The organism is Aldersonia kunmingensis (assembly GCF_001646865.1).
Lineage (GTDB): Bacteria > Actinomycetota > Actinomycetes > Mycobacteriales > Mycobacteriaceae > Aldersonia > Aldersonia kunmingensis.
The window spans coordinates 1-22,083 of sequence record NZ_LRRB01000186.1 but is presented as its reverse complement, the minus strand read 5'-3'; the positions used below and the strand labels follow the sequence as shown (position 1 = coordinate 22,083).

At 67.7% G+C, this 22,083-nt stretch carries 17 protein-coding genes; 6 read left to right on the top strand and 11 right to left on the bottom strand.

Features of this window, described 5'->3' with window-relative positions:
- A partial coding sequence (locus A8G08_RS14045; RefSeq protein WP_084436232.1) for a DUF190 domain-containing protein occupies positions 1 to 1,007 on the top strand: 1,007 nt, incomplete at its 5' end.
- Between the two features lie 36 nt (positions 1,008 to 1,043).
- Here A8G08_RS14045 and purH read toward each other — a convergent pair.
- From purH to A8G08_RS27175, 7 genes are all read right to left on the bottom strand, one after another.
- Entirely contained in the window at positions 1,044 to 2,615 is a 1,572-nt protein-coding gene (gene purH / locus A8G08_RS14040; protein ID WP_068274963.1) for a bifunctional phosphoribosylaminoimidazolecarboxamide formyltransferase/IMP cyclohydrolase, read from the bottom strand.
- Positions 2,608 to 3,333 carry a phosphoribosylglycinamide formyltransferase gene (gene purN, locus A8G08_RS14035; RefSeq protein WP_084436228.1) on the bottom strand — a complete coding sequence of 242 codons (726 nt, stop codon included), beginning with the start codon at positions 3,331 to 3,333 and terminating at the stop codon, positions 2,608 to 2,610. The genes purH and purN overlap by 8 nt, the downstream gene beginning before the upstream one ends.
- Positions 3,334 to 3,350: 17 nt before the next feature.
- Entirely contained in the window at positions 3,351 to 4,733 is a 1,383-nt protein-coding gene (locus A8G08_RS14030; protein ID WP_068274960.1) for a cell division protein PerM, read from the bottom strand.
- A gap of 70 nt (positions 4,734 to 4,803) precedes the next feature.
- On the bottom strand, positions 4,804 to 5,883 hold the full coding sequence (locus tag A8G08_RS14025) for a DUF5336 domain-containing protein (protein ID WP_068274958.1): 1,080 nt from the start codon (positions 5,881 to 5,883) through the stop codon (positions 4,804 to 4,806).
- Positions 5,884 to 6,065: 182 nt separating this feature from the next.
- Positions 6,066 to 6,980 (bottom strand): succinate--CoA ligase subunit alpha, encoded by a 915-nt coding sequence (gene sucD, locus A8G08_RS14020; RefSeq protein ID WP_068274956.1) that lies wholly within the window; start codon positions 6,978 to 6,980, stop codon positions 6,066 to 6,068.
- A 13-nt stretch (positions 6,981 to 6,993) separates the two neighbouring features.
- Positions 6,994 to 8,163, bottom strand: a complete 1,170-nt coding sequence (gene sucC, locus A8G08_RS14015; RefSeq protein ID WP_068274953.1) for an ADP-forming succinate--CoA ligase subunit beta — start codon at positions 8,161 to 8,163, stop codon at positions 6,994 to 6,996.
- 143 nt (positions 8,164 to 8,306) lie between these two features.
- Positions 8,307 to 10,070 (bottom strand): hypothetical protein, encoded by a 1,764-nt coding sequence (locus tag A8G08_RS27175; protein ID WP_068274950.1) that lies wholly within the window; start codon positions 10,068 to 10,070, stop codon positions 8,307 to 8,309.
- Between the two features lie 214 nt (positions 10,071 to 10,284).
- On the opposite strand from A8G08_RS27175, the gene A8G08_RS14005 reads away from it, so the two are divergent.
- Positions 10,285 to 11,370, top strand: coding sequence for a M23 family metallopeptidase (locus A8G08_RS14005; RefSeq protein WP_068274947.1), 1,086 nt, complete (start codon positions 10,285 to 10,287; stop codon positions 11,368 to 11,370).
- A gap of 113 nt (positions 11,371 to 11,483) precedes the next feature.
- Here A8G08_RS14005 and A8G08_RS14000 read toward each other — a convergent pair whose 3' ends face one another.
- On the bottom strand, positions 11,484 to 14,021 hold the full coding sequence (locus tag A8G08_RS14000; protein ID WP_084436222.1) for a UvrD-helicase domain-containing protein: 2,538 nt from the start codon (positions 14,019 to 14,021) through the stop codon (positions 11,484 to 11,486).
- A gap of 265 nt (positions 14,022 to 14,286) precedes the next feature.
- Between A8G08_RS14000 and A8G08_RS13995 the strand changes: the two genes are divergently transcribed.
- Positions 14,287 to 14,577 carry a chorismate mutase gene (locus A8G08_RS13995; RefSeq protein WP_068274945.1) on the top strand — a complete coding sequence of 97 codons (291 nt, stop codon included), beginning with the start codon at positions 14,287 to 14,289 and terminating at the stop codon, positions 14,575 to 14,577.
- Positions 14,578 to 14,769: 192 nt separating this feature from the next.
- On the opposite strand, the gene A8G08_RS13990 is transcribed toward A8G08_RS13995, so the two are convergent.
- The gene (locus tag A8G08_RS13990) at positions 14,770 to 16,233 is read right to left on the bottom strand and encodes an NAD-dependent succinate-semialdehyde dehydrogenase (RefSeq protein WP_068274942.1); all 1,464 of its coding nucleotides are present in this window, start codon (positions 16,231 to 16,233) and stop codon (positions 14,770 to 14,772) included.
- Between the two features lie 59 nt (positions 16,234 to 16,292).
- Between A8G08_RS13990 and pgi the strand changes: the two genes are divergently transcribed.
- Positions 16,293 to 17,942 carry a glucose-6-phosphate isomerase gene (gene pgi, locus A8G08_RS13985; RefSeq protein ID WP_068274939.1) on the top strand — a complete coding sequence of 550 codons (1,650 nt, stop codon included), beginning with the start codon at positions 16,293 to 16,295 and terminating at the stop codon, positions 17,940 to 17,942.
- A 30-nt stretch (positions 17,943 to 17,972) separates the two neighbouring features.
- On the opposite strand, the gene A8G08_RS13980 is transcribed toward pgi, so the two are convergent.
- Together A8G08_RS13980 and A8G08_RS13975 are read right to left on the bottom strand one after the other, a co-directional pair.
- Positions 17,973 to 19,622, bottom strand: a complete 1,650-nt coding sequence (locus A8G08_RS13980; RefSeq protein ID WP_068274936.1) for an acyl-CoA dehydrogenase family protein — start codon at positions 19,620 to 19,622, stop codon at positions 17,973 to 17,975.
- Positions 19,623 to 19,625: 3 nt separating this feature from the next.
- Positions 19,626 to 20,219, bottom strand: coding sequence for a TetR/AcrR family transcriptional regulator (locus A8G08_RS13975; RefSeq protein ID WP_068274934.1), 594 nt, complete (start codon positions 20,217 to 20,219; stop codon positions 19,626 to 19,628).
- 65 nt (positions 20,220 to 20,284) lie between these two features.
- On the opposite strand from A8G08_RS13975, the gene A8G08_RS13970 reads away from it, so the two are divergent.
- Positions 20,285 to 21,046: a crotonase/enoyl-CoA hydratase family protein gene (locus A8G08_RS13970; protein ID WP_068274931.1), complete on the top strand. Its 762-nt coding sequence runs from the start codon at positions 20,285 to 20,287 to the stop codon at positions 21,044 to 21,046.
- Positions 21,043 to 22,083, top strand: a 1,041-nt coding sequence (locus A8G08_RS13965) for a hypothetical protein (RefSeq protein ID WP_068274928.1), incomplete at its 3' end; no start/stop codon positions are given. The genes A8G08_RS13970 and A8G08_RS13965, both read left to right, overlap by 4 nt.

Genomic DNA, 22,083 nt, shown 5'->3' with positions numbered 1-22,083 from the left:
CGGATGCCTTGCTGGATCTGTACGGCCGTCACGAGGTCGCCTGCAGCGTGATGCTTCGCGGCATATCCGGCTTCGGGTTGCGCCACCACATCCGCACCGACCAGTCGCTCAGCCTGTCCGAAGATCCACCGGTGACAGTAATCGCGGTGGATACGCAGGCGATGATCGAGCACCTGGTGGACGACGCGCTCGATCTCACCAATCGCGGCATGCTCACGCTCGAACGGGCCCGGTTCCCGGGCGGCGATCCCCTCGGCAGCGCATTGCCGGAGGACCTGAGCGAGGCCGCGAAACTCACGGTCTACCTGGGCCGGCAGCAACGAATCGGCCGCGTCCCGGCCTACGTCGCGATCACCGATCTACTCCATCGCCGCGGTTTCGCGGGCGCGTCGGTGTATCTCGGCGTCGACGGCACCATGCACGGCAGGCGAGTACGGGCCCGTTTCTTCTCCGGGAATGCGAACGTGCCGATGTTGCTGACCGCGGCCGGCACAGGTGAGCAGATCGCGGGCGCGCTTGGCGAACTCGGCACGATGCTCGACCGGCCACTGGTGACGGTGGAAAGGATCCGGGTGTGCAAACGCCGCGGCGAACTCGTGGCCCGGCCGCACTCGTTGCCGGCCGCAGACGCTCACGGAGTTCCGTTGTGGCAGAAGCTGACCGTGTACACAACCGAGGACACCCGACATGACGGCAAGCCGATTCATCGCGAGTTGATCCGGCGGCTCCGGCACGAGCGGGCCGCGCGTGGGGCCACCTCGCTGCGCGCCATCCGCGGTTTTCACGACGACCGGAAACCGCACGGCGACACACTGTTCCGGATCGGACGACAGGTCCCGGTGACCACCATCGTGGTGGATACGCCCGAAAACATCGCGCGCAGTTTCGACATCGTCGACGAACTGACGAGCGAGCACGGCCTTGTCACCAGCGAGATGGTGCCGGCGCTGATCGTCGCGGACGACGACGAAAACCGAAACGCCCGCCTCGCCCGCTACCGCTACTGATTCGAGCGGTGCGGACGAGCGGGCAGCTACGACCAGTTAGTGCGCGAAGTGGCGAGAACCGGTGAGGTACAGCGTCACTCCGGCGTCACGCGCGGCGTCGATGGTCTCCTGATCGCGCACCGAGCCACCCGGCTGCACGATCGCGCGGATACCGGCCGCGATGAGCGACTGCGGGCCATCGGGGAACGGGAAGAACGCATCCGAGGCCGCTACCGACCCCTTTGCGCGATCCCCCGCACGCTGCACCGCGAGGCCGACCGCGTCGACGCGGTTGACCTGCCCCATGCCGACGCCCACCGAGGCACCGTCGTGTGCGAGCAGGATGGCGTTGGACTTCACCGCACGGCAAGCGCGCCAAGCGAATTCGAGATCCGCAAGCGTGGCAGCATCCGCGGCCTCACCCGCGGCGAGCGTCCAAGTCGCGGAATCATCGCCGGTCGCCTGGAATTCGTCGCGCTGCTGCAGGAGCACGCCACCCGAGATCGGGCGTAGCTCCGCGCCACCGGACAGCGGCGGCTCGGCGACCAGGATGCGGACATTCTTCTTGCGCTGCAGCACTCCCAAGGCTCCGTCGGCGTACGACGGTGCGACGATCACCTCGGTGAAGATCTCCGCAACCTGCTCGGCCATCTCGACGGTGATCTCACGGTTGGCCGCGATCACGCCACCGTAGGCGCTCACCGGATCGCATGCGTGCGCCTTGCGGTGCGCCTCTGCGATATCGGCCGCCAGCGCGATGCCACACGGGTTGGCGTGCTTGATGATTGCCACTGCGGGCTCGCTGTGGTCGTACGCGGCACGCCAGGCGGCGTCGGCATCGACGAAGTTGTTGTACGACATTTCCTTGCCGTGCAACTGTTCCGCCTGCGCGAGGCCGGGGGCCGCAGCGTCATTGCGGTAGAGCGCGGCGGCCTGATGCGGGTTCTCGCCGTAACGCAGCACCGCGGCGCGGTTCCAGGTAGCGCCGACCCACTCCGGGAACACCGGGGTGTTGTCGTCGCTCGTGGTGTCCGCGGTCAGCACATTGGACATCCAGCTCGCGACCGCGACGTCGTAGGCCGCGGTGTGCTGGAACGCCTGCGCCGCAAGGCCGGTGCGCTCCGTGAGCGTGAAGCCACCCGCGCGAACGGCGTCGAGCACATCGCCGTACCGGGCAGGGTCCACCACGACCGCCACGGACGGGTGGTTCTTCGCGGCCGCACGCACCATCGAGGGACCACCGATGTCGATCTGCTCGACGCACTCGTCCGGCGACGCGCCACTCGCGACCGTCTCGGTGAATGGGTAAAGGTTCACGACGACGAGCTGGAACGCCTCCACACCGAGCTCGACGAGCTGATCGACATGCTCCGACTTGCGGGTATCGGCGAGGATGCCGGCGTGCACGCGCGGGTGCAGCGTCTTCACGCGGCCGTCGAGGGTCTCCGGGAACCCCGTCAGTTCCTCCACCTTGGTGACCGGGATTCCGGCGTCTGCAATACGCGCCGCGGTCGAACCGGTGGACACCAGTTCCACGCCGGCCTCGTTCAGACCGGTCGCGAGCTCGATGAGCCCCGCCTTGTCGTAGACGCTCACCAACGCGCGGCGAATTTGCTTACGTTCACTCACTGGGAATCCGGGCCTTTCGTCCATCGGAGATAACGCCGTGCGCGGCGACCGCCGCGACAACCTCCGCCAACAGTCGTCGTTCGACGATCTTGATGCGCTCATGCAGGGTGTCCTCGTCGTCGCCAGGCAGCACCGTGACCGCCTCCTGCGCGAGGATCGGGCCGGTATCGACACCGCCGTCGACCAGATGCACTGTCGTGCCGGTGACCTTCACGCCGTAGGCGAGCGCGTCGGCGACACCGTGCGCCCCGGGGAACGCCGGGAGCAACGCGGGATGGGAGTTGATGATCCGGCCGCCGAACCGGCCGAGGAACTCGGGGCCGAGCAGCTTCATGAACCCGGCAGTGACAACGAGGTCGGGATCGTGCCCGGCGACTGCGTCGGCGAGCGCGCAATCCCACTCCGCGCGATCGGCGTAGTCGCGCAGCGCGACCCGGAAATGCTTCAGGCCCGCGCGGTCCGCATACTCGGTCGCGGCACAATCGCGGTCCACACCGAGCGCGACGATCTGCGCCGGAAAGTCTGCGGCGGATGCGGCTTCGAGCAGTGATTGGAACAGCGTGCCGGCGCCCGAGGCGAGCACGACCACCCTGGCCGGAGCGGACGGGGCCAGGCGTTGTGGGTCACGCGGGGCGTTCAGCGTCCTACTCCTGGCACTCGACGGACTGGCACTCGACAAGAAGCCGGGGCGCTGTGGCAATTCGATCGAACCTGCCATCCCTCGGCGCCGTAAGCCTAGCGGTCGGCCTTCGGGCTCCCCTGCTCCAGGTCCGGTTCCACGACCTCGGCGTCGACGATCTCCGCGCCCTCGACGTCCGGTTCGTCCGCCACCGGCTCGCCGATCAGCTCTGCTTCGACGGCAGCGGGCGCCGCAACGGACGTCGGCACATCGTCGGACGCGATGCCCCCGATCTCCGACTCGTCAACGTCATCGATGCTCTCCTCGACCAGCGGCCGGGCACCGATCACGAGTGCGGCGACAGCGCCGACCACGCCGAACCAGCCGAACGTGCAGAGTCCGAACCACAGCACCTGTGGCCCGTACATGCCGAACCCGCCGAGAATCCCGCCGGCCATCGCGCCCGCGAGGACGGCACCGGCAGCGATCAGCGCACCGGCCGTCAGGGCGGCCTGTGCCGCAGAGACGCGGTGCTCACACGATTTGGCGCAATCCCGCCCGAGCAGTCCGCCGAGTACGGCGGGAATGACCAACAGGAAGAGCCACCACTGCTGTGCAGGACCGGTCGGAAGTGCGGCGAGCAGCGGGAAGTCGGGCATCTCGGCGCCGGTCACGTCGATTAGTCCCGCGCTGCCCGCCCCGATCTGCACCGGCGCACCGACCAGCACGGCGGCCGCGGCGATGACCGCGTTGGGCAGGTAGGCAATAGCCACGACCAGCAGTCCGAGGGTGCCGGAGAAACCATCGACCACGTCGAACGCGCCGATCGCCGTCGAGCCGTGGACCACTAGCGAGACAACGGTGAGCACCGCCGCGGCGATCAGCAGCCGGCGCGCGGCGGCCACTGCGGCAAACACGCTCGCGACCGCCCAGTCCGGCAGCCGCGCGGCGACGACGACGTCCCGCCAGCATGCGTGCACCAGTCCGGCGCTCGCGCCGAGCAGATGAATGAGGGCCACCCAGCCGATCGCGGCGAGTGCATTCGGCGCCTCGAGGGTGATCACCCCGGCCGCGTCCGCAACAACAGCGAGGCACACGAGGGTGAACACCACCGGCCCGGCGACCGCCGCAGCCGCGATCGCGGCGACGTCGCGGAAGTCCCGCGAATCGGCCACTGCGCGTTCGCAGGTACGCGCCACGAACCAGATGATGCCGATGGTCGGCAGCAACGGAAGCAGGCCGAGTGTGCGGCCCGAGATCGTGAGCGGCACCTGATGAATCGCGAACCAGGAACCGGCGATCCCGCCGAATGCGCCGGTGAGGTCGCTACTCGCGGCGACCAGCGCGACGACAACCAGTGTGGCCGTCAGCGTCAACGCAACAATCGCGGGGCGGAAGGCGACGACGACCAGCGTCTTGGATCGTTCGGGCGTAAGGACAGGGCGCCGCCGGTCGGCGTCGCGGGTGTCCCGCGCGTCGGAATCCAGTACTGCGCTCATCCGCCCAAGCCTGTCATCACACCCGGCGCGCACCGATCAGGCGCGCCGGGTGACCGGCGAGGCTGCACCGCTAGGTGGACTTTCCGTCCTCGTCGGACGGCCGGAACGCCCGGGTGGGGTCGGGCTCCGATGAGGTCCGGCCCTCCTCGGAACCGCTGTCCTGAGAAGGACTCTGCTGCGACGGGATCTGCTGGGTCGCACCAGCGGGAGCGTCCGTCGCACCCGGCTCACCCTGCGGCTGCCCCGCGGTGTAGCCGCCCGAGGGAACGGCACCGTACTGCGGCTGCGGATAACCCTCGCCGCGCCCGTACTGCTGGCCGTAGGACGGTGTTCCGCCGTATCCGGAACCCTGCTGGGGATAGCCCTGCTGGCCGTAGCTCGGCTGGCCGGCCTGACCCTGCTGTCCGTAGCTCGGCTGACTCGGCTGGCCCTGCTGACTCGGCTGGCCCTGCTGGCCGTAGTTCTGCTGCCCCGGCTGCTGGCCGTATCCCGGCCGCCCGTAACCCTGGGGGCTGCCGTAACCCTGCGGGCTGCCGTAACCCTGCGGGCTGCCATATCCGCCCTGCGGGCCGTAACTCTGCGGACCATAGGTCTGCCCGCTCTGCCCGGAGCTCTGCCCGTAACCCTGCTGCTGGTACGGCGCGTAGCCGGACTGCTGGGCCGGCTTCGGGGCAGGCAGCGTGACCAAGCCGGTGCCGAGCACGAACGCGCCCACAGCCACAACGGCCTGGACGAATGCGAAGACCAGCACGACATAGCCGCCCCAGGCGAGCTCCACGCCGTCGCCGAGGTTGAGCGACTGAATAAGGAGCGTGATGAACCCGACCAATGAGGCTGCCGCGGCGACGGCTCGCAGATCCTGCTTGGGCAGCAACGAGATTCCGGCCGCGGCAGCGCCGAACAGCAGGAAGCCGAGCAGCGCCGTGACCGAACCGAGCTCGAAGATGCTGCTCGTCGAACCGCCAAGCCCCGCCATGCCGTGGAACTTCACGTACGGCGCGAAACCGAGCAGGAAGTTCACTACGCCGAGCACCGCGGTCGCCAGAACGAGCAGCTGCGGCAGCCGGTCGGCGGGAGTCGGCGCGGACGCGGTGGTCGGCTGCGAGTCACCGGGTGTAGCTCCCCCAGTGGACCCGGCTGGGTAGGACATGGCATCTCCTCAATGTGCGGCGAACCTCGTCCCTGCCGACGCTACTAGCCGAGACCGACCGCCACAGATCCTGCCTCGCAGAGAATCGGCTTCGGTGATGGATCACACCGAACGCAAAGGACCGCCGGTACACGACAGGCGTGCACCGGCGGTCCTTATGTATGCAGGCGAACCGGGGTTCGTCAGGCCGAAACGGCGGCCGTCTCGAGAATCTCGCGCGCGAGCGCGGCGGTCTCGGACGGCGTCTTGCCGACCTTGACACCGGCGGCCTCGAGGGCCTCCTTCTTCGCGGCGGCGGTACCCGAGGAACCGGACACGATCGCGCCGGCGTGACCCATGGTCTTGCCCTCCGGCGCGGTGAAGCCCGCGACGTAGCCGACGACCGGCTTGGTGACGTTGGCCTTGATGTACTCGGCCGCACGCTCCTCGGCGTCGCCACCGATCTCACCGATCATCACGATCAGCTTGGTCTCGGGGTCCTTCTCGAAGGCCGCGATCGCGTCGATGTGCGTGGTGCCGATGACCGGGTCGCCGCCGATGCCGATGGCGGTCGAGAAGCCGTACTCACGCAGCTCGAACATCATCTGGTAGGTCAGGGTGCCGGACTTCGAGACGAGGCCGACCGGACCCTTGCCCGTGATGTTCGCCGGCGTGATGCCGACGAGCGCCTCGCCCGGGGTGATGATGCCGGGGCAGTTCGGGCCGATGATCCGGGTCTTGTTGCCCTTCTCGACGTTGTAGGCCCACGCGTACGCGGAGTCCTGCACCGGGATGCCCTCGGTGATGACCACGAGCAGCGGGATCTCGGCGTCGATGGCCTCGATGATGGCGTCCTTCGAGAACGCCGGGGGAACGAACGCGATGGAGACGTCCGCGCCGGTCTTCTCGATCGCCTCGGCGACGGAAGCGAATACGGGCAGCTCGACGGGGTTGCCGTCCTTGTCCGTGTGGGACACGGTCGTGCCGGCCTTGCGTGCGTTGACGCCACCGACGACCTGGGTGCCCGCCTTGAGCATCAGAGCGGTGTGCTTGGTGCCCTCGCCGCCGGTGATGCCCTGGACGATGACCTTGGAGTCCTTGGTGAGGAAGATTGCCATTGTTCTAGTCCCTTTACTTCGCGGCGAACGCGAGTTCGGCGGCCTTGTCGGCGGCCTCGTCCATGGTGGCAACCACCGTGACCAGCGGGTGGTTGGCCTCGGCGAGGATGCGGCGGCCCTCGTCGACATTGTTGCCGTCGAGACGGACGACCAGCGGCTTGTTGGCCTCGTCACCGAGGGTCTGCAGCGCGCCGACGATGCCGTTGGCGACCGCGTCACAGGCGGTGATGCCGCCGAACACGTTGACGAACACGCTCTTGACCTGCGCGTCATTCAGGATGACGTCGAGGCCGGCAGCCATGACCGCGGCCGACGCGCCACCACCGATGTCGAGGAAGTTGGCGGGCTTCACGCCGCCGTGCTTCTCACCGGCGTACGCGACGACGTCCAGGGTCGACATAACCAGGCCGGCGCCGTTACCGATGATGCCGACCTCGCCGTCGAGCTTGACGTAGTTGAGGTCGTTCTCCTTGGCCTTGAGCTCGAGCGGATCGGTAGCGTCCTTGTCCTCGAACTCCTCGTGGCCCGGCTGACGGAAGTCGGCGTTGGCATCGAGGGTGACCTTGCCGTCGAGGGCGAGGATCTCGTTGTCCGGGGTGCGCACCAGCGGGTTGACCTCAACCAGGGTCGCGTCCTCGCCGACGAAGACCTCCCACAGCTTCTGGATGGTCACGGCCGCAGCGTCGAGCACCTCGGCGGGCAGGTGGCCCTGCTCTGCGATGCTGCGCGCGAACGCGAGGTCGACACCCTTCACGGCGTCAACCGAGACCTTGGCCAGGCGCTCGGGCTTGGTGGCGGCGACCTCTTCGATCTCCATGCCGCCCTCGACCGAGCACATCGCCAGGTAGGTGCGATTCGCGCGGTCGAGCAGGAACGAGATGTAGTACTCCTCGGCGATGTCCTTCGCCTCGGCCACGAGGAGCTTCTTGACGACGTGGCCCTTGATGTCGAGTCCAAGGATGTTCTGCGCGTGGGTGAGCGCATCGTCGGCGGTGGCGGCGTACTTGACGCCACCGGCCTTACCGCGGCCGCCAACCTTGACCTGCGCCTTGACCATCACCGGCTTGCCGATTTCCTCGGCGATCGCGCGTGCGTCTTCCGCCGTGTCGGTGACCCGGCCGGCCGACGACGGCACTCCATGCTTGGCGAAGAGCTCCTTCGCCTGGTATTCGAAGAGATCCATTACTCACCGTCTCGTCTGCGTTGTTGCCCACCCCGCGGGTTAGGGGCGGCCCGTAGGGACTTTAGTCAGTGGTGTCGTGTGCCAACCCACCGCGTTCGCTGCTTGTGGCACATGTCACCTGCGGCGATGGGCCACGTCCGACTCTACGTCCGCCGTCCTCGTGGGGCAGCGCGGCGTCCGCTTCTGGCCGGCGCAGCCGTCCCTTGCTGACGGTTCGCCAATATGGCGGCCGCACCGAATGCGGCGATCGCCACCGCCGCGAACGGCACGGCGAATCCTGCTACGCGTCCACTGAGCGGCCAGCTGAGCAGGTAGCCGAGCACCGCTACCGAGGCACCGACGAGTAGCGCTACCGCCCGCGGCCGGCGCGAACGGGCTGCAACGATCGCGGCGCAGATCAGCACGATGGCCAGCTGCACTCGGCCCCAGGTGTCCCAACCCCACGGCAGCGCAAACGAATTCGCGCCGCGATGGATCGGCCGGCCGAGCGCGACAGCCGCGGCAGCCGCGCCGACACCACCGAGCACGAGCGGCATCCGCTCCCAATCGGGCAGTTCGGCGAGGTCGATCTCGTCCCGCTCGGCGGCGCCGGCGAAGCCGACCATCACGGAGGCGGCGGCCGCAACAAGAACCCCGATAAGCGCCAGCACCGCACCGATCCCGACGCTCACGCCCGGCACCCGCGCGCCGTCCAGCGCAGCCTGCGCCACCCCGGACGCGGCCAGCACCGCCGCCGAGGCGATCGGGACGACCGCGGGCCGAACCGTCACTGCGAACTCGGAGAAAAACAGCCAGACACAGGCGATCGCGAGCACGATCGCAAGGACCAGCGCCGATCGGTCGGCGAAGATATCGGGCGCGGTCCGGCCGGCCGGCACCTCCAGGGTCGGGGCGAGCGCGCCGACCGCGATCAGCACGGCGGCCGCGACTCCGGTCGACCCGGCCGCAACATGCCAACCAAACGTGGACAGCCCGCTTCGCCCACTCGGCCCACCGGTGTTGATTTCGGAGGCGCGCAGGTCGCGCCGCGTAACCAACCAGGGCACGACAGCACCGATCGCTATCAGTGCGAAGGCTGCAAGTGCAGCCACCCACGCTGCCGGGGTCGGCGTCAGACCCGGATCAACGCCTGCGGCGACGCGTGCGGCGGCGAAGGACAGGGCGCCGAGGCCGAGACCCACGAGCAGGCCCGCCGCGGTCGAGGGTTCGGCGGAGGCGAGAGCGAGGCCGGCCCCGACCAGGACGACCAACGCGAGCAGCACGATGCCCGCGATTCGCGTCGCATCCGATTCCACGAAGGGCTCGACGAGCAGCACCGGGTCGGCGACCGTCCAGGGAACCGGTACGAGCGCGACCCCGAAGGCAAAGGCCAGCACGACAACCGCGGCGGCGAACCAGCTACCGACACGAATGCCGACCGGGCGGCCGGACAGATCCGGTTCTACGGATATGCCGTAGCCGTCGTGCAACGCGGCACGCTGCAGCACCGCCACGCCGATCGCGCCGGCGACCAGGCCCGCGACGTGGCCGACGATCACCAGCCAGATTCCCGCGGACGCGGTGAGTTCGGCGGCCGACTCCGGGCGCAGCAGTTCGAAGCGATTCGCGTCGATCGGTCGCGTCAGCAGCGCGGCGTCGGAGACCAGTAGCGCCGCGCACACCGCACCGAACCCGGCGAGCAGTCCCCCAGTCGCCGCGACGCGTGTTGTCCGCAGCGTCAGTGCGGCGAGCAGTGCCACAACAACCATGACCACCGCGACGCACCAGGACGAGGCCGCCACCGGCGAGGGATCGTCCGCCCCGGACGCGTGCGCGGCGCCGAGCAAAGGCGCAACGGCGATGGTCACGGCGGCGATCAACACCGCCCCTACACCGGCCCAGGCCAGCGTCGATCGGTCGTCAAACACGTCGATAACGTTAATGTCTCGCGCCGATCACCGGCCGGTAGATAAAAGGCCGTTTCGCACTATCGCTGCGAATGCGACGAAAGTTCCAGGTCCAGGCTGTGATTGGGGTCACATTTTGCAAGGTGTCAGGTCGAGCGCTTGCACCTGTCGGAACCATTTCGTTACGGTCGGTGAAGTCAATGTCACAGTCCGATCACAACGGGAGGCATGAGCCTTGGCTTCGCATCATCGCTCAGAACGGCGCTCAACGCGCCAGGCGAGCGACGCTGCGAACAGCGCAGCTCAGCCCCGGAGTAAACGACGAGCCCGCGGAAACGCGCAGAACTTCACGTTCAAGACCGTCTCGGGTGACGTACTCGACATCTCCTCCTCACCGACAAGCGACGACGCGGCATGGGCGCCGGTCAAGGACGCTGCGGTGCGATCCCCGATCAACGAGATCCCGGCCTGGACGCCCGCCGACGACACGGCACCGCGGTCGCCTGCCGCTGCGGACGCCAGCGATCCCGAGGCCGAAACCCCCGAGATGCCGGACGACGCACGCACCGGCAAGCACCGCGTCATCGCGCCGCCGAGCAGCGTTCGCAACCGCGCCGCCGTTGTCGCAATAGCCGCCGGCGCTGTCGCCGCCGCAGGTCAGGCCGCCAGCCAGAACAACGCGCCCGCTGCGCCCGACACCACCGAGATCGCACTGGCCGGCAGTTCGGCGGATGTCGTCGCGATGGCGCCCGCCACCGTGCCGAGCGGAACCGACAACACCGTGGCCGCGCCCCCGTCGACGGCACCGCAGGTGCTCAACATCGCGGCCCCGGTCAACCTGAACCAGTTCAACGACCTCCTCGCCAAGGGCGCGAAGTTCGCTCAGGAGCGCGCCGCCGAAGAGGCCGCCAAGCTCCGCCCGCTCTACGTCAAGTTCACCAGCGGCTCCTTCACCTCGGGCTTCGGTGCCCGGTGGGGTGCCTCGCATCTCGGTATCGACGTGGCCAACGCGATCGGCACGCCGATCCTCGCGGTCGCCGACGGCACCGTGATCGACGCCGGCCCGGCATCCGGTTTCGGCATGTGGGTACGGCTCCTGCACTCCGACGGCACCGTCACCGTCTACGGCCACGTGAACACCACGACGGTCTCTGTCGGCGAGCATGTGATGGCCGGGGATCAGATCGCGACCATGGGTAACCGCGGTTACTCCACCGGACCGCACTGCCACTTCGAGGTGTGGCAGAACGGCTCCGACAAGATCGATCCCGTGCCGTGGCTCGCGTCCCGGGGCATCAGCCTCGGTATCGAGCGCGACTGATCTTTCTCGACACCTTTGCACCCCTGAGCGGGTGCAAATTGTGTTTATGGGGACGAAATTTCGCACCCGGGAACAAATTTCGCACCCGTTTAGGGCATTGGTCGTCGTAGTAGCTAGAGCTTGATCATCGGGACGCCGCCGATCAGCATCAGCCGCACCTTGCCAGCAGTACCGAAGTCGATCGTGACAGTCGCTCGCGGCCCGATACCGTCGGCCGCGATCACGGTGCCCAGCCCGTACTTGTCGTGGCTGACCCGATCCCCCACATCGAGCACGAGATCGGTGTTGTTGCGCTTGGTGCCCGGCGCAGGCCGGTTGTATCCGCCGGAGCGGCCGGCCGCACTGCGCACGCCGGGCCGCTCGGGACGCGTCCAGTCGCGCTCGAAGCCTTCGTCGCGGTCCCGCCAACGGTCCCGGCCACCGCGCGAACCGAGCGACGCGGAAGGGTCGAGACGACGCCAATCGACCAGCTCACCTGGGATCTCCTGCAGGAAGCGTGATTCCGGGTTCGAGATCGGCTGACCCCATGCCGACCGCACGACCGCGCGCGTGAGGTACAGCCGCTTACGCGCTCGGGTGATGCCGACATACGCCAGCCGGCGCTCCTCCGAGAGCTCCGCAGGATCGCCTAGCGCCCGCATGTGCGGGAACTGCCCGTCCTCCCAGCCGGTGACGAACACGATGGGAAATTCGAGCCCCTTCGCGGTGTGCAGCGTCATCATCGTGACCACGCCGTCGCCGGAATCCGGGAGCTGGTCGGTGTCGGCGACCAGCGATACCCGCTCGAGGAAGGCAGCCAGCGAACCGGGCTCAGGCTCGCCCTCGGCAGCCGCCGCGGCCTCCTCATCGACCGGGCCGACCTCCTCCTCCACCTGCGCGAGCGCGGCGAGGTTGCGGGCCTCGGAGCTGAACTCACTTGCCACGCTGACCAACTCGTTGAGGTTGTCCAGGCGTGCGCCGTCCTGCGGATCGCTCGACGCCTCGAGTTCGGCGCGATAACCGGTGCGTTCGAGAATCGCCTCGACGACCTGGCCGACATCCCAGCCGGGCGACTCCCCCGCTTCGTACGCTTCGCCCGCGAACGCGGCGTCCTCGCCCGCGGCGCGCAGCCCCTCCATCAACTCCATGAAGCTCGCGATCGCTCGTTGCGAGCGCGTGTTGAGCAGCGCCACTTTCCCGTCCGCGGCATCGCGGAGCGCGTCGGCGAAGCTGATCCCCTTCTGCTCGGCATGGACGACCACGCACGCCTCGGCCCGGTCGCCGATCCCGCGGCGTGGCGTGTTGAGGATGCGACGCAGGCTCACCGTGTCCGTCGGGTTGTCGATAACCCGCAGGTAGGCGACCACATCGCGGATCTCCTTGCGCTCGTAGAAGCGCACCCCGCCAACGACCTTGTACGGCAGCCCGAGCCGGATGAAGATCTCCTCCAGCGCGCGGGAGTTGTTGTTGGTCCGGTAGAACACCGCGACATCGTTGAACTTGGCCTCGCCCGCATCGACGAGCCGATCGATCTCGCGCGCTACGAACGACGCCTCGTCGTGCTCGTTGTCGGCGACATAGCCGGTGATCAACTCGCCGTCGCCGGCGTCGGTCCACAGCCGCTTCTCTCGGCGGCCGACATTGCGCGAAATTACCGAGTTCGCGGCGGACAGGATGTGCTGTGTGGAGCGGTAGTTCTGCTCGAGCAGGATGGTGTTCGCGTTCGGGTAGTCCCGTTCGAACTCCTCGATGTTGCGGATCGTCGCACCGCGAAACGCATAGATCGACTGGTCGGCGTCGCCCACAACACACAGTTCGGAGGGCTCCACCGCATCTTGCGCCATGCTTATTCCGGCACCACCGACGAGTTCGCGCACCAGCACGTACTGCGCGTGGTTGGTGTCCTGGTACTCGTCGACCAGCACGTGGCGGAAGCGGCGCCGGTAGTACTCCGCTACCTGCGGGTGACTCTGCAGCAGGGCGACCGTCTCGCCGATCAGGTCGTCGAAATCCATGGCGTTCGCGCCGCGCAGGCGTCGCTGGTACTCCGCGAAGACCTTCGCCACCAGCTTCGGCAGCTCGCCGCCGTCCTTCTCGGCGTCGGCGGCGGCCTCGTCGGGCTCGATGAGCTCGTTCTTCAGGTTCGAGATCGCTGTGGCCAGCATTCGGGCGGAGAACTTCTTGGCATCGAGATCGAAATCGCGCCCGATCATCGTCAGCAGCCGCCGCGAGTCGTCCGCGTCGTAGATGGAGAAGTTCGAGTTCAGCCCGGGGAGCAGCCCGGCCTGCGCCCGCAGAATCCGCACGCAACTCGAGTGGAATGTCGACACCCACATGTTGCGGGCGCGCGGCCCGACCAGCCCGATCACGCGTTCGCGCATCTCGGCGGCAGCCTTGTTCGTGAAAGTGATCGCCAGGATTTGCCCCGGCGTTGCTCCTCGCGCAGCGAGCAGATAGGCGATCCGGCGGGTGAGCACCGCGGTCTTGCCAGAGCCCGCGCCCGCGACGATGAGCAGCGGGGAGCCGGTGTGGAGAACGGCCTGGCGTTGCTGCCCGTTCAGACCGTTGAGCAGGCGCAAGGCGACTTCGTCGGGGTTCTCGTCGCGGCGCAGCACGGCACGCGTCGCGGCTTCCGCGGTCTCAATTGTGGGCTTGGCAGCAGCGTCGTTCATCGTCTGTCAACGCTACCGTTGCACACCGACGCGGCGTGCATATGGCACAGGAGTGTGTCTTCTCAGCACATTGCCAGCATCTTCCTAGCGAAACAGGTTTTGCCGATCATTTGGTGCGTGGCAAACTCTATGGAGGCGTTTCAAGTAACACGCCGCGCGCCGAATCCGACAGCGCTAAGTAGCGACCGATGGCCGCGCCGCCTGTCGAAGACTGCACAGTCCCACGATGGCTACGGCGTTCGGATTTGCGAAACGAGGAGACCACATGCCGCCCACGACCAACACCCCCGACAGCGCATCGCTGCCGCAAAGCGCGGAGGAGATCACGCAACTCCGCGAAGAGATCGATGTGCTCGACGCCCAGATTCTTGCTGCGATCCAGCGCAGAACCGAAGTGTCGCGGATGATCGGCCGGACCCGGATGGCCTCCGGTGGTACCCGCCTGGTGCACAGCCGGGAGATGAAGGTTATTCAGCGGTTCAGCGAACTCGGCCAGGAAGGCCACACGCTCGCCATGCTGTTGCTGCGCCTCGGGCGTGGCAGGCTCGGGCACTGATCGCGCGCTTTTGTTGCGGAGTGAACGGAAGCGTTCACTCCGTCTAACGCAACGGATCTTCCGTTCACTACCGTTTCACACAAGGTCCCGGTAACCCGGTCGAGCGTGTAGTTACCCCCGTGCATTCGCGTCGGCGAAGGTAACCACGCGCTCGCCACCGGCGCGGAGCCTGCGGAGCGCCCGATCCGACATCTACGGGGTGAGGGCGATGTACTTGGTCTCGAGGTACTCCTCGATGCCCTCGAAGCCACCCTCTCGGCCGAAACCGGACGCTTTCACCCCACCGAACGGTGCCGCGGCATCCGAGATCACGCCGCGATTGACCCCCACCATGCCGGTCTCGAGGGCCTCCGCGACGCGCAGCGCGCGATCGAGGCTTTCGGTGTACAGGTAGGCAACGAGCCCGAATTCGGTGTCGTTGGCGATCGCAATCGCCTCTTCCTCGGTATCGAACCCGGTGATCGGCGCGACCGGCCCGAACACCTCCTCGCGCAGAATGCGCGCCTTCGCGGGCACGTCGGTGAGGACCGTCGCCGGATAGAACCAACCCGGCCCGCCCGGGGCCTTGCCGCCGAGGCGCACCTGCGCACCAGCCGCCACCGCGTCATCGACGAGGTCGGACACGATCTGCAGTTGATCGGCGTTGATGAGCGGGCCGAGGTCCGTCTTCGGATCGGTGCCTGGGCCCAGTGCGAGCGAGGTCATCTTCTCGACGAGCTTGCGGGTGAACTCCTCCCGCACACCGTTCTGCACGTGCAGCCGGTTCGCGGCGGTACACGCCTCGCCGCCGTTGCGCAGTTTTGCCAGCATCGCGCCCTCGACCGCCTTGTCCAGGTCGGCGTCGTCGAACACCAGGAACGGCGCGTTGCCACCGAGTTCCATCGAGGTGCGCAGCAGGCCTTTCGCCGTCTTCTCGACCAGCTTTCGCCCGACCTCGGTGGATCCGGTGAAGGTGAGCTTGCGCAGCCGCGGGTCGTTCAGCAGCGGCTCGGTGACCTCGTTCGAATGCTTGGTGGTCACCACCGACAGCACACCCGGCGGCAGGCCGGCGTCGGTGCACAGCTTGGCGAGCAGCAGCATGGTCAGCGGCGTCTCGGAGGCCGGTTTGACGATCATCGTGCACCCGGCCGCGAGGGCAGGGCCGATCTTGCGGGTGCCCATCGCGAGCGGGAAGTTCCACGGTGTGATCGCCAGACACGGGCCGACGGGCTGCTTGTGCACGAGGATGCGGCCGTTGCCCGCGGGCGCGTGCTGATACCGCCCGGACACCCGCACCGCCTCCTCACTGAACCAGCGGAAGAACTCGGCGCCGTAGATGACCTCGGACTTGCTCTCCGCGAGCGCCTTTCCCATCTCGAGGCTCATCAGCAGCGCGATCTCGTCGGCATGATCGATGATCGCCTCGAAAACCGAGCGCAGCACCTCGCTGCGCTTGCGGGCCGGCGTTGCCGCCCAGTCGGCCTGCGCGGCAACCGCGGCGTCGAGCGCGGACAGCGCATCGGCCGGCGACGCGTCCGCGACATGCGTAATCGCCTCCCCTGTCGCCGGATCATGGACGGCGAATGTCGCACCGTTCTCCGCGTCCACGGCGCGACCGCCGATCCAAAGCCCAGTGGGTACCGAAGCGAGCGCGTTCTGCACTGCTGATTTGTCCATTGATCGAGCATGCCCTGTAGAACTCACGAGTACACCCCCCTGGGAATAGGCTGCCAATCATGAGCTCAGATATCACTGGCACGACAGCTTGGAAGGCTCTACAAACTCACTTCGACTCGATCTCCGGTGCGACACTGCGCGAATTGTTCGCCGCAGACCCGGCGCGCGGATCGCAGCTGACGGTCACCGCAGGTGATCTGTACATCGACTACAGCAAGCATCGACTCACGAGCGAGACGCTGCGTCGCCTGTTCGACCTCGCCCGCGAGGCCGGCGTCGAAGAGCGCCGCGACGCGATGTTCTCCGGTGCGCATATCAACACCTCCGAGGACCGCGCAGTGCTCCACACCGCGCTGCGACTTCCGAAGTCCACGAGCCTGACGGTGGACGGCCAGGACGTGGTCACCGACGTGCACGAGGTGCTGGACCGGATGGGCGGGTTCACCGACGCGGTCCGCTCCGGCGAATGGCGCGGCGCCACCGGCGAACGGATTCATACGGTCATCAACATCGGCATCGGCGGTTCGGATCTCGGGCCGGTCATGGTCTATCAGGCGCTGCGGCACTACGCCGACGCAGGCATCGCCTGTCGTTTCGTATCGAACGTCGACCCGGCCGACCTGGTGAGCAAGCTTTCCGGACTCGACCCGGCCACCACGCTGTTCATCATTGCGTCCAAGACGTTCTCCACGCTGGAGACGCTCACCAACGCCACTGCCGCACGCCGCTGGCTGACCGGCGCGCTCGGCGAAGACGCGGTGGCAAAGCATTTCGTCGCGGTGTCCACCAATGCCGAGCGGGTCGCGGAATTCGGTATCGACACCGCGAACATGTTCGGTTTCTGGGACTGGGTCGGCGGCCGGTACTCGGTCGATTCCGCGATCGGCCTGTCGGTAATGGCCGCCATCGGCAAGGAGCATTTCGCCGAGTTCCTGGCTGGTATGCACGCCATCGACGAGCATTTCCACACCGCGCCGTTCGAATCGAACGCGCCGGTGCTGCTCGGCCTGATCGGGCTGTGGTACTCGAACTTCTTCGGCTCGGAATCCCGTGCGGTACTGCCCTATTCGAATGATCTCGCCCGGTTCGCCGCCTACCTGCAGCAGCTGACCATGGAGTCGAACGGCAAATCGGTGCGCGCGGACGGAACGCCGGTGACCACGCCGACCGGCGAGATCTTCTGGGGCGAGCCGGGAACGAACGGGCAGCACGCGTTCTACCAGTTGCTGCACCAGGGCACGCGCCTGATCCCTGCCGACTTCATCGGGTTCGCCGAGCCCACCGACGATCTCGCAACGATCGATGGAACCGGGAGCATGCACGACATCCTCATGTCGAACCTGTTCGCGCAGACCAAGGTGCTCGCGTTCGGCAAGACGGCCGAGGAGATCGCAGCCGAAGGCACGCCGCCGGAGGTGGTGCCCCACAAGGTGATGCCGGGCAATCGCCCCACCACCACAATCCTCGCGCCGCAGCTCACCCCGTCGGTGGTCGGCCAGCTCATCGCGCTCTACGAGCACCAGGTGTTCGTCGAGGGCGCGGTGTGGGGCATCGACTCGTTCGACCAGTGGGGTGTCGAGCTGGGCAAGAAGCAGGCGCTCGAGCTCGAGCCGGTGCTCGTCGAAGCCAATTCGCCTGCCAAGCAGTCTGATTCGTCAACCGACGCACTCGTGAGGTGGTACCGCACCAACCGAGGTCGCACCCCCTAGCGTCAGCTCACCCCCTAGGGGTGCAGTACGTCAGACCCGCGCCAGAATCGCCGCGGTGTCGACCCCTGTCGGCAGGGTGCCGAAGGCGATGCCCCAGTCGTCGCCGAGGCGACTGGCGCAGAACGCATCCGCGACGGCGGGGTGTCCGTGCCGCACGAGTTGGGCACCCTGCAGCACCAACGCCATCAGTTCGATGACCCGGCGCGCGCGGTACTCGATGTCCTCGAAGTCGGAGAGTTCCTTGCCCACGCGCGCAATCGCGTCGTCGAGCCTCGCATCGGCGCCGGCCGCGAGGTTCACCTCGGCAAAGAAGGCCTCGACAGTCTCGGGCTGACGGCCCATGGCGCGCAGCGCATCCAGCGCGGCGACATTGCCCGACCCCTCCCAGATCGAGGACAGCGGGGACTCGCGGAACAGGCGCGGCATACCGGACTCCTCGGCATACCCGTTGCCGCCCAGGCATTCCAGTGCTTCGGCGGCGTGGCTCGGCGCGCGCTTGCACACCCAGTACTTGGTGATGGCGAGCGCGATCCGGCGCAGCATGGCCTCTTGCTCGTCACCGCGGGCCGCGCGATCCGTGGCACCGGCCAGACGCATCATCACGGTTGTCGCAGCATCGGATTCGATGGCCAGGTCGGCGAGCACATTTCGCATCGCGGGCTGATCGACGAGCAGCTTCCCAAACGCCGAGCGGTGCCGTGCGTGATGCGCGGCGAGCACGGTGCCCACGCGCATGCCCGTGGCCGAGCCGATCACACAGTCGAGCCGGGTCATGTTGACCATCTCGACAATCGTCTTGACGCCCTTGCCCTCCTCACCGACGAGCCAGCCGGTGGCGTTTTCGTACTCGATCTCCGAAGAGGCGTTGGACTTGTTACCCAGCTTGTCCTTGAGCCGCTGAATCCGGATTGGATTGCGGGTGCCGTCGGGCAGCACGCGCGGCAGCAGGAAACAGGTGACGCCGGCGGTGCCTCTTCCCCCGTCGCTTCGCTCGCCCCCGTCCGTCTGCGCGAGCGTGAGGAACATGTCCGACATCGGCGCCGACGTGAACCACTTGTGTCCGACAATGCGGTAGCTGCCGTCCGGGTTCGGGGTGGCGGTGGTCGTATTCGCTCGCACGTCCGAGCCGCCCTGCTTCTCGGTCATCGACATACCGGCTATCAACCCGGCCTTGGTGCTCGGCTCGCGCAGCCCGAAGTCGTACGTGGTCGAGGTCAGCAGCGGCTCATACTTCGCTGCGAGCTCCGGGTTGTGGCGGAGCGCCGGGATGACCGCATACGTCATGGAGATCGGGCACATGTGGCCGGCGTCGGCCGGTCCCCACGTGTAGAACTTCGCGGCCCGCGCTACGTGTGCGCCCGGACGGTCATCGCGCCACGGCGTGCCGTGCAGGCCGTGCGACACGGCAACGTCCATCAGGTTGTGCCAGTACGGGTGGAATTCCACCTCGTCGATGCGGTTCCCGTAGCGGTCGTGGGTGTGCAGCACCGGCGGGTACGCGTTTGCCAGCCGGCCCCACTCCTGCGCCTCGACGGTGCCCGCCCGCAGCCCGAGCTCACGCACCTCGTCCTCGGCCCATGCCGCACCCTCACGATGCAGCCCCTCGAGCAGCGCCGGGTTGGCGGACAGGTCGGCAGGAAAGAAATCCGGGACCTGGTTGAAAACCTCGTGCGTCTGCATGGGTCAAACTCCTAGCGCGCGAACAGAAAAGGCGATGAGTTCAGGAATCACTGCCTCGGGAACAGGGTTGTCGGCGAGCGGCCCGATGAGGACTTCGCCCACCGCACCGACGAGTGCGGAGGCGGATAGCGCGGCGTTCTGCGGCGGGATCGATCCGTCCGCCACGCCGTCGCGAATTACCGTCTCGAATGCGCTCGCGAAGGTGCGGCGGTAGGCGAGCCGCTGCTCGTCGACGGCCGGATCGACCGGTTCGGCGAGTAATGCGTAGGCCAGCCGAGGATTCTTCAGCGCGCGCATGGCAAATGTTTCGACGCCCGCGGTCAACCGCTCGACAGTGCTGCCCGCCCGACTGGACGCTCGCACCACGGCATCGACCTCGTGGCCCACCGCGCGACGAAAGACGGCGGCGGCCAAATCGGCCTTGGACGCGAAGTGCTTGTAGACCGTTCCGGTTGCAACACCGGCCTCGGTGGCGACCGCGTTGATGGAGAGTCCGGCATAGCCACGCTCGGCGAGCAACGAGACTCCGGCGCGGAGGATCGTCTCTTCCTGCGCGTCGAGCCGCGCCTGAACGGCAGCGCTGCGGCGGTACGGCATGCAAGGAGTGAATCACAGTTCATTTCTTCTTGCAATCACCCACCAACGACGTAGATTGAGTCGTCATGAGCGTCCGAACCGAGCGCAATGGCCCCGTGACCACCGTCATCCTGTCGCGAGCCCATGCGCGCAACGCCGTCGACGGGCCCACCGCCGCTGCGCTTGCGGACGCCTTCCGGGCTTTCGATGACGACGACGACGCGTCCGTAGCGGTGATGTGGGGCGAGGGCGGCACGTTCTGCGCCGGCGCCGACCTCAAGGCGCTCGGCACGCCGGAGTCGAACCGGGTCGCGGAGCACGGCGACGGCCCGATGGGACCCACCCGGATGCTGCTGTCCAAGCCGGTCATAGCCGCCGTCTCCGGGTACGCGGTCGCCGGTGGGCTCGAACTCGCGCTCTGGTGCGATCTGCGGGTCGTCGAGGAGGACGCACAGTTCGGTGTGTTCTGTCGACGTTGGGGAGTGCCACTCATCGACGGGGGGACGGTCCGCCTGCCCCGGCTCATCGGGACCAGCGTCGCGATGGACATGATCCTCACCGGGCGCGGCGTCGGCGCCGAGGAGGCGCAGCGGATCGGCCTCGCCAACCGCGTCGTCCCCTCCGGCACCGCACGCGAGGCAGCCGAGGCACTCGCGGCCGAACTCGCCGCGCTACCGCAGAACTGCCTGCGGTCCGACCGACTGTCGGCGCTGGAACAGGACGGCATGGACGAGGAAGCCGCGATCCACAACGAATTGCGGCACGGCCTTTCGGCACTGGCCAGCGGTGCGCTCGAGGGTGCGCAGCGGTTTGCCGCGGGCGCGGGACGGCACGGCTCGCCGGCATGACCGGCCCCCCACCGCAAACCCCCTCCCGGCTCGGCGTCATCGACGAAATCTTCCTGCTTACCCATCGCGGATTCGGCACTCCGATTGCGCTGCAAGGGTTGTGGCGTACCGACGAACCACTGCCAAGCGATGTGCTCGCGGACGTCCATGCCCGGCTCAGCCACGGAACGCTGGGCCGCAGGGTGGTCACGTCCGCCGTGCCCGGCGCCCGGCCGCGCTGGGTGGCCGCGCAGGCGGCGCATCCGCTGGAGCTTGTCGATACACCCGTTGCGGCCGACGATATTTCCGACTTTGCACAACGGAACCTGCCGGATCTCAACCCCGAGACCGGGCCCGGCTGGCATGTGCGCGCCGCGCCACTGCGCGGCGGCGGCACATTGGCCGTGTTGACGTGTTCGCATGTGCTCTGCGATGCCCGTGGCCTGATCGATGCCGTCGATCGGGTGCTGGCCGGGAAGCCCGAACCCGTTCTTGCCGAACCGGATTCGAATTGGCGTGACGCCCGGCGCACCTGGCGGCGCATCACCACGGGGACCACACTGCGCGCCAGCGGGCACGAGAACGAGCCCGTCCCCGCGGCACGGCCCAAGACCGCACCCGCCCGCACCGCGATCATCACTTGTCCTGCGGCACAGTGGGATACCGCGGCCAACGTGCGCGACGGGACTCCGAATAGCCTGTTCGTCGCGGTCGTCGTCAATGTGCTCGCCAGCGCCACGGGAAGCGCCGAGCCGGTGAGCGTCGGGTTGCCGATCGACACTCGCGAGTCGGAGTCCGGAGGCAATTCGATAACCATGGGCGCGGCCACCATCGCGCCACGGGAGACTCTCGCTGTCGTTCGCGAACGTTGCCGCACCGCGTACGACCGGCCGCTGGGCAATCCGCCCGGGCGGCCTGCGGAATGGCTGCACGTCCTGCCGAACCGGATCGCACACGCGGCGTCGCGCGGCGCCGGCGAACGCGAGGTGCTGTGCTCGAATATCGGCACGCTGCCGGACTCGGTGGCCCAGCTCGGTTCGCACCGTGCCAGCGGCCTC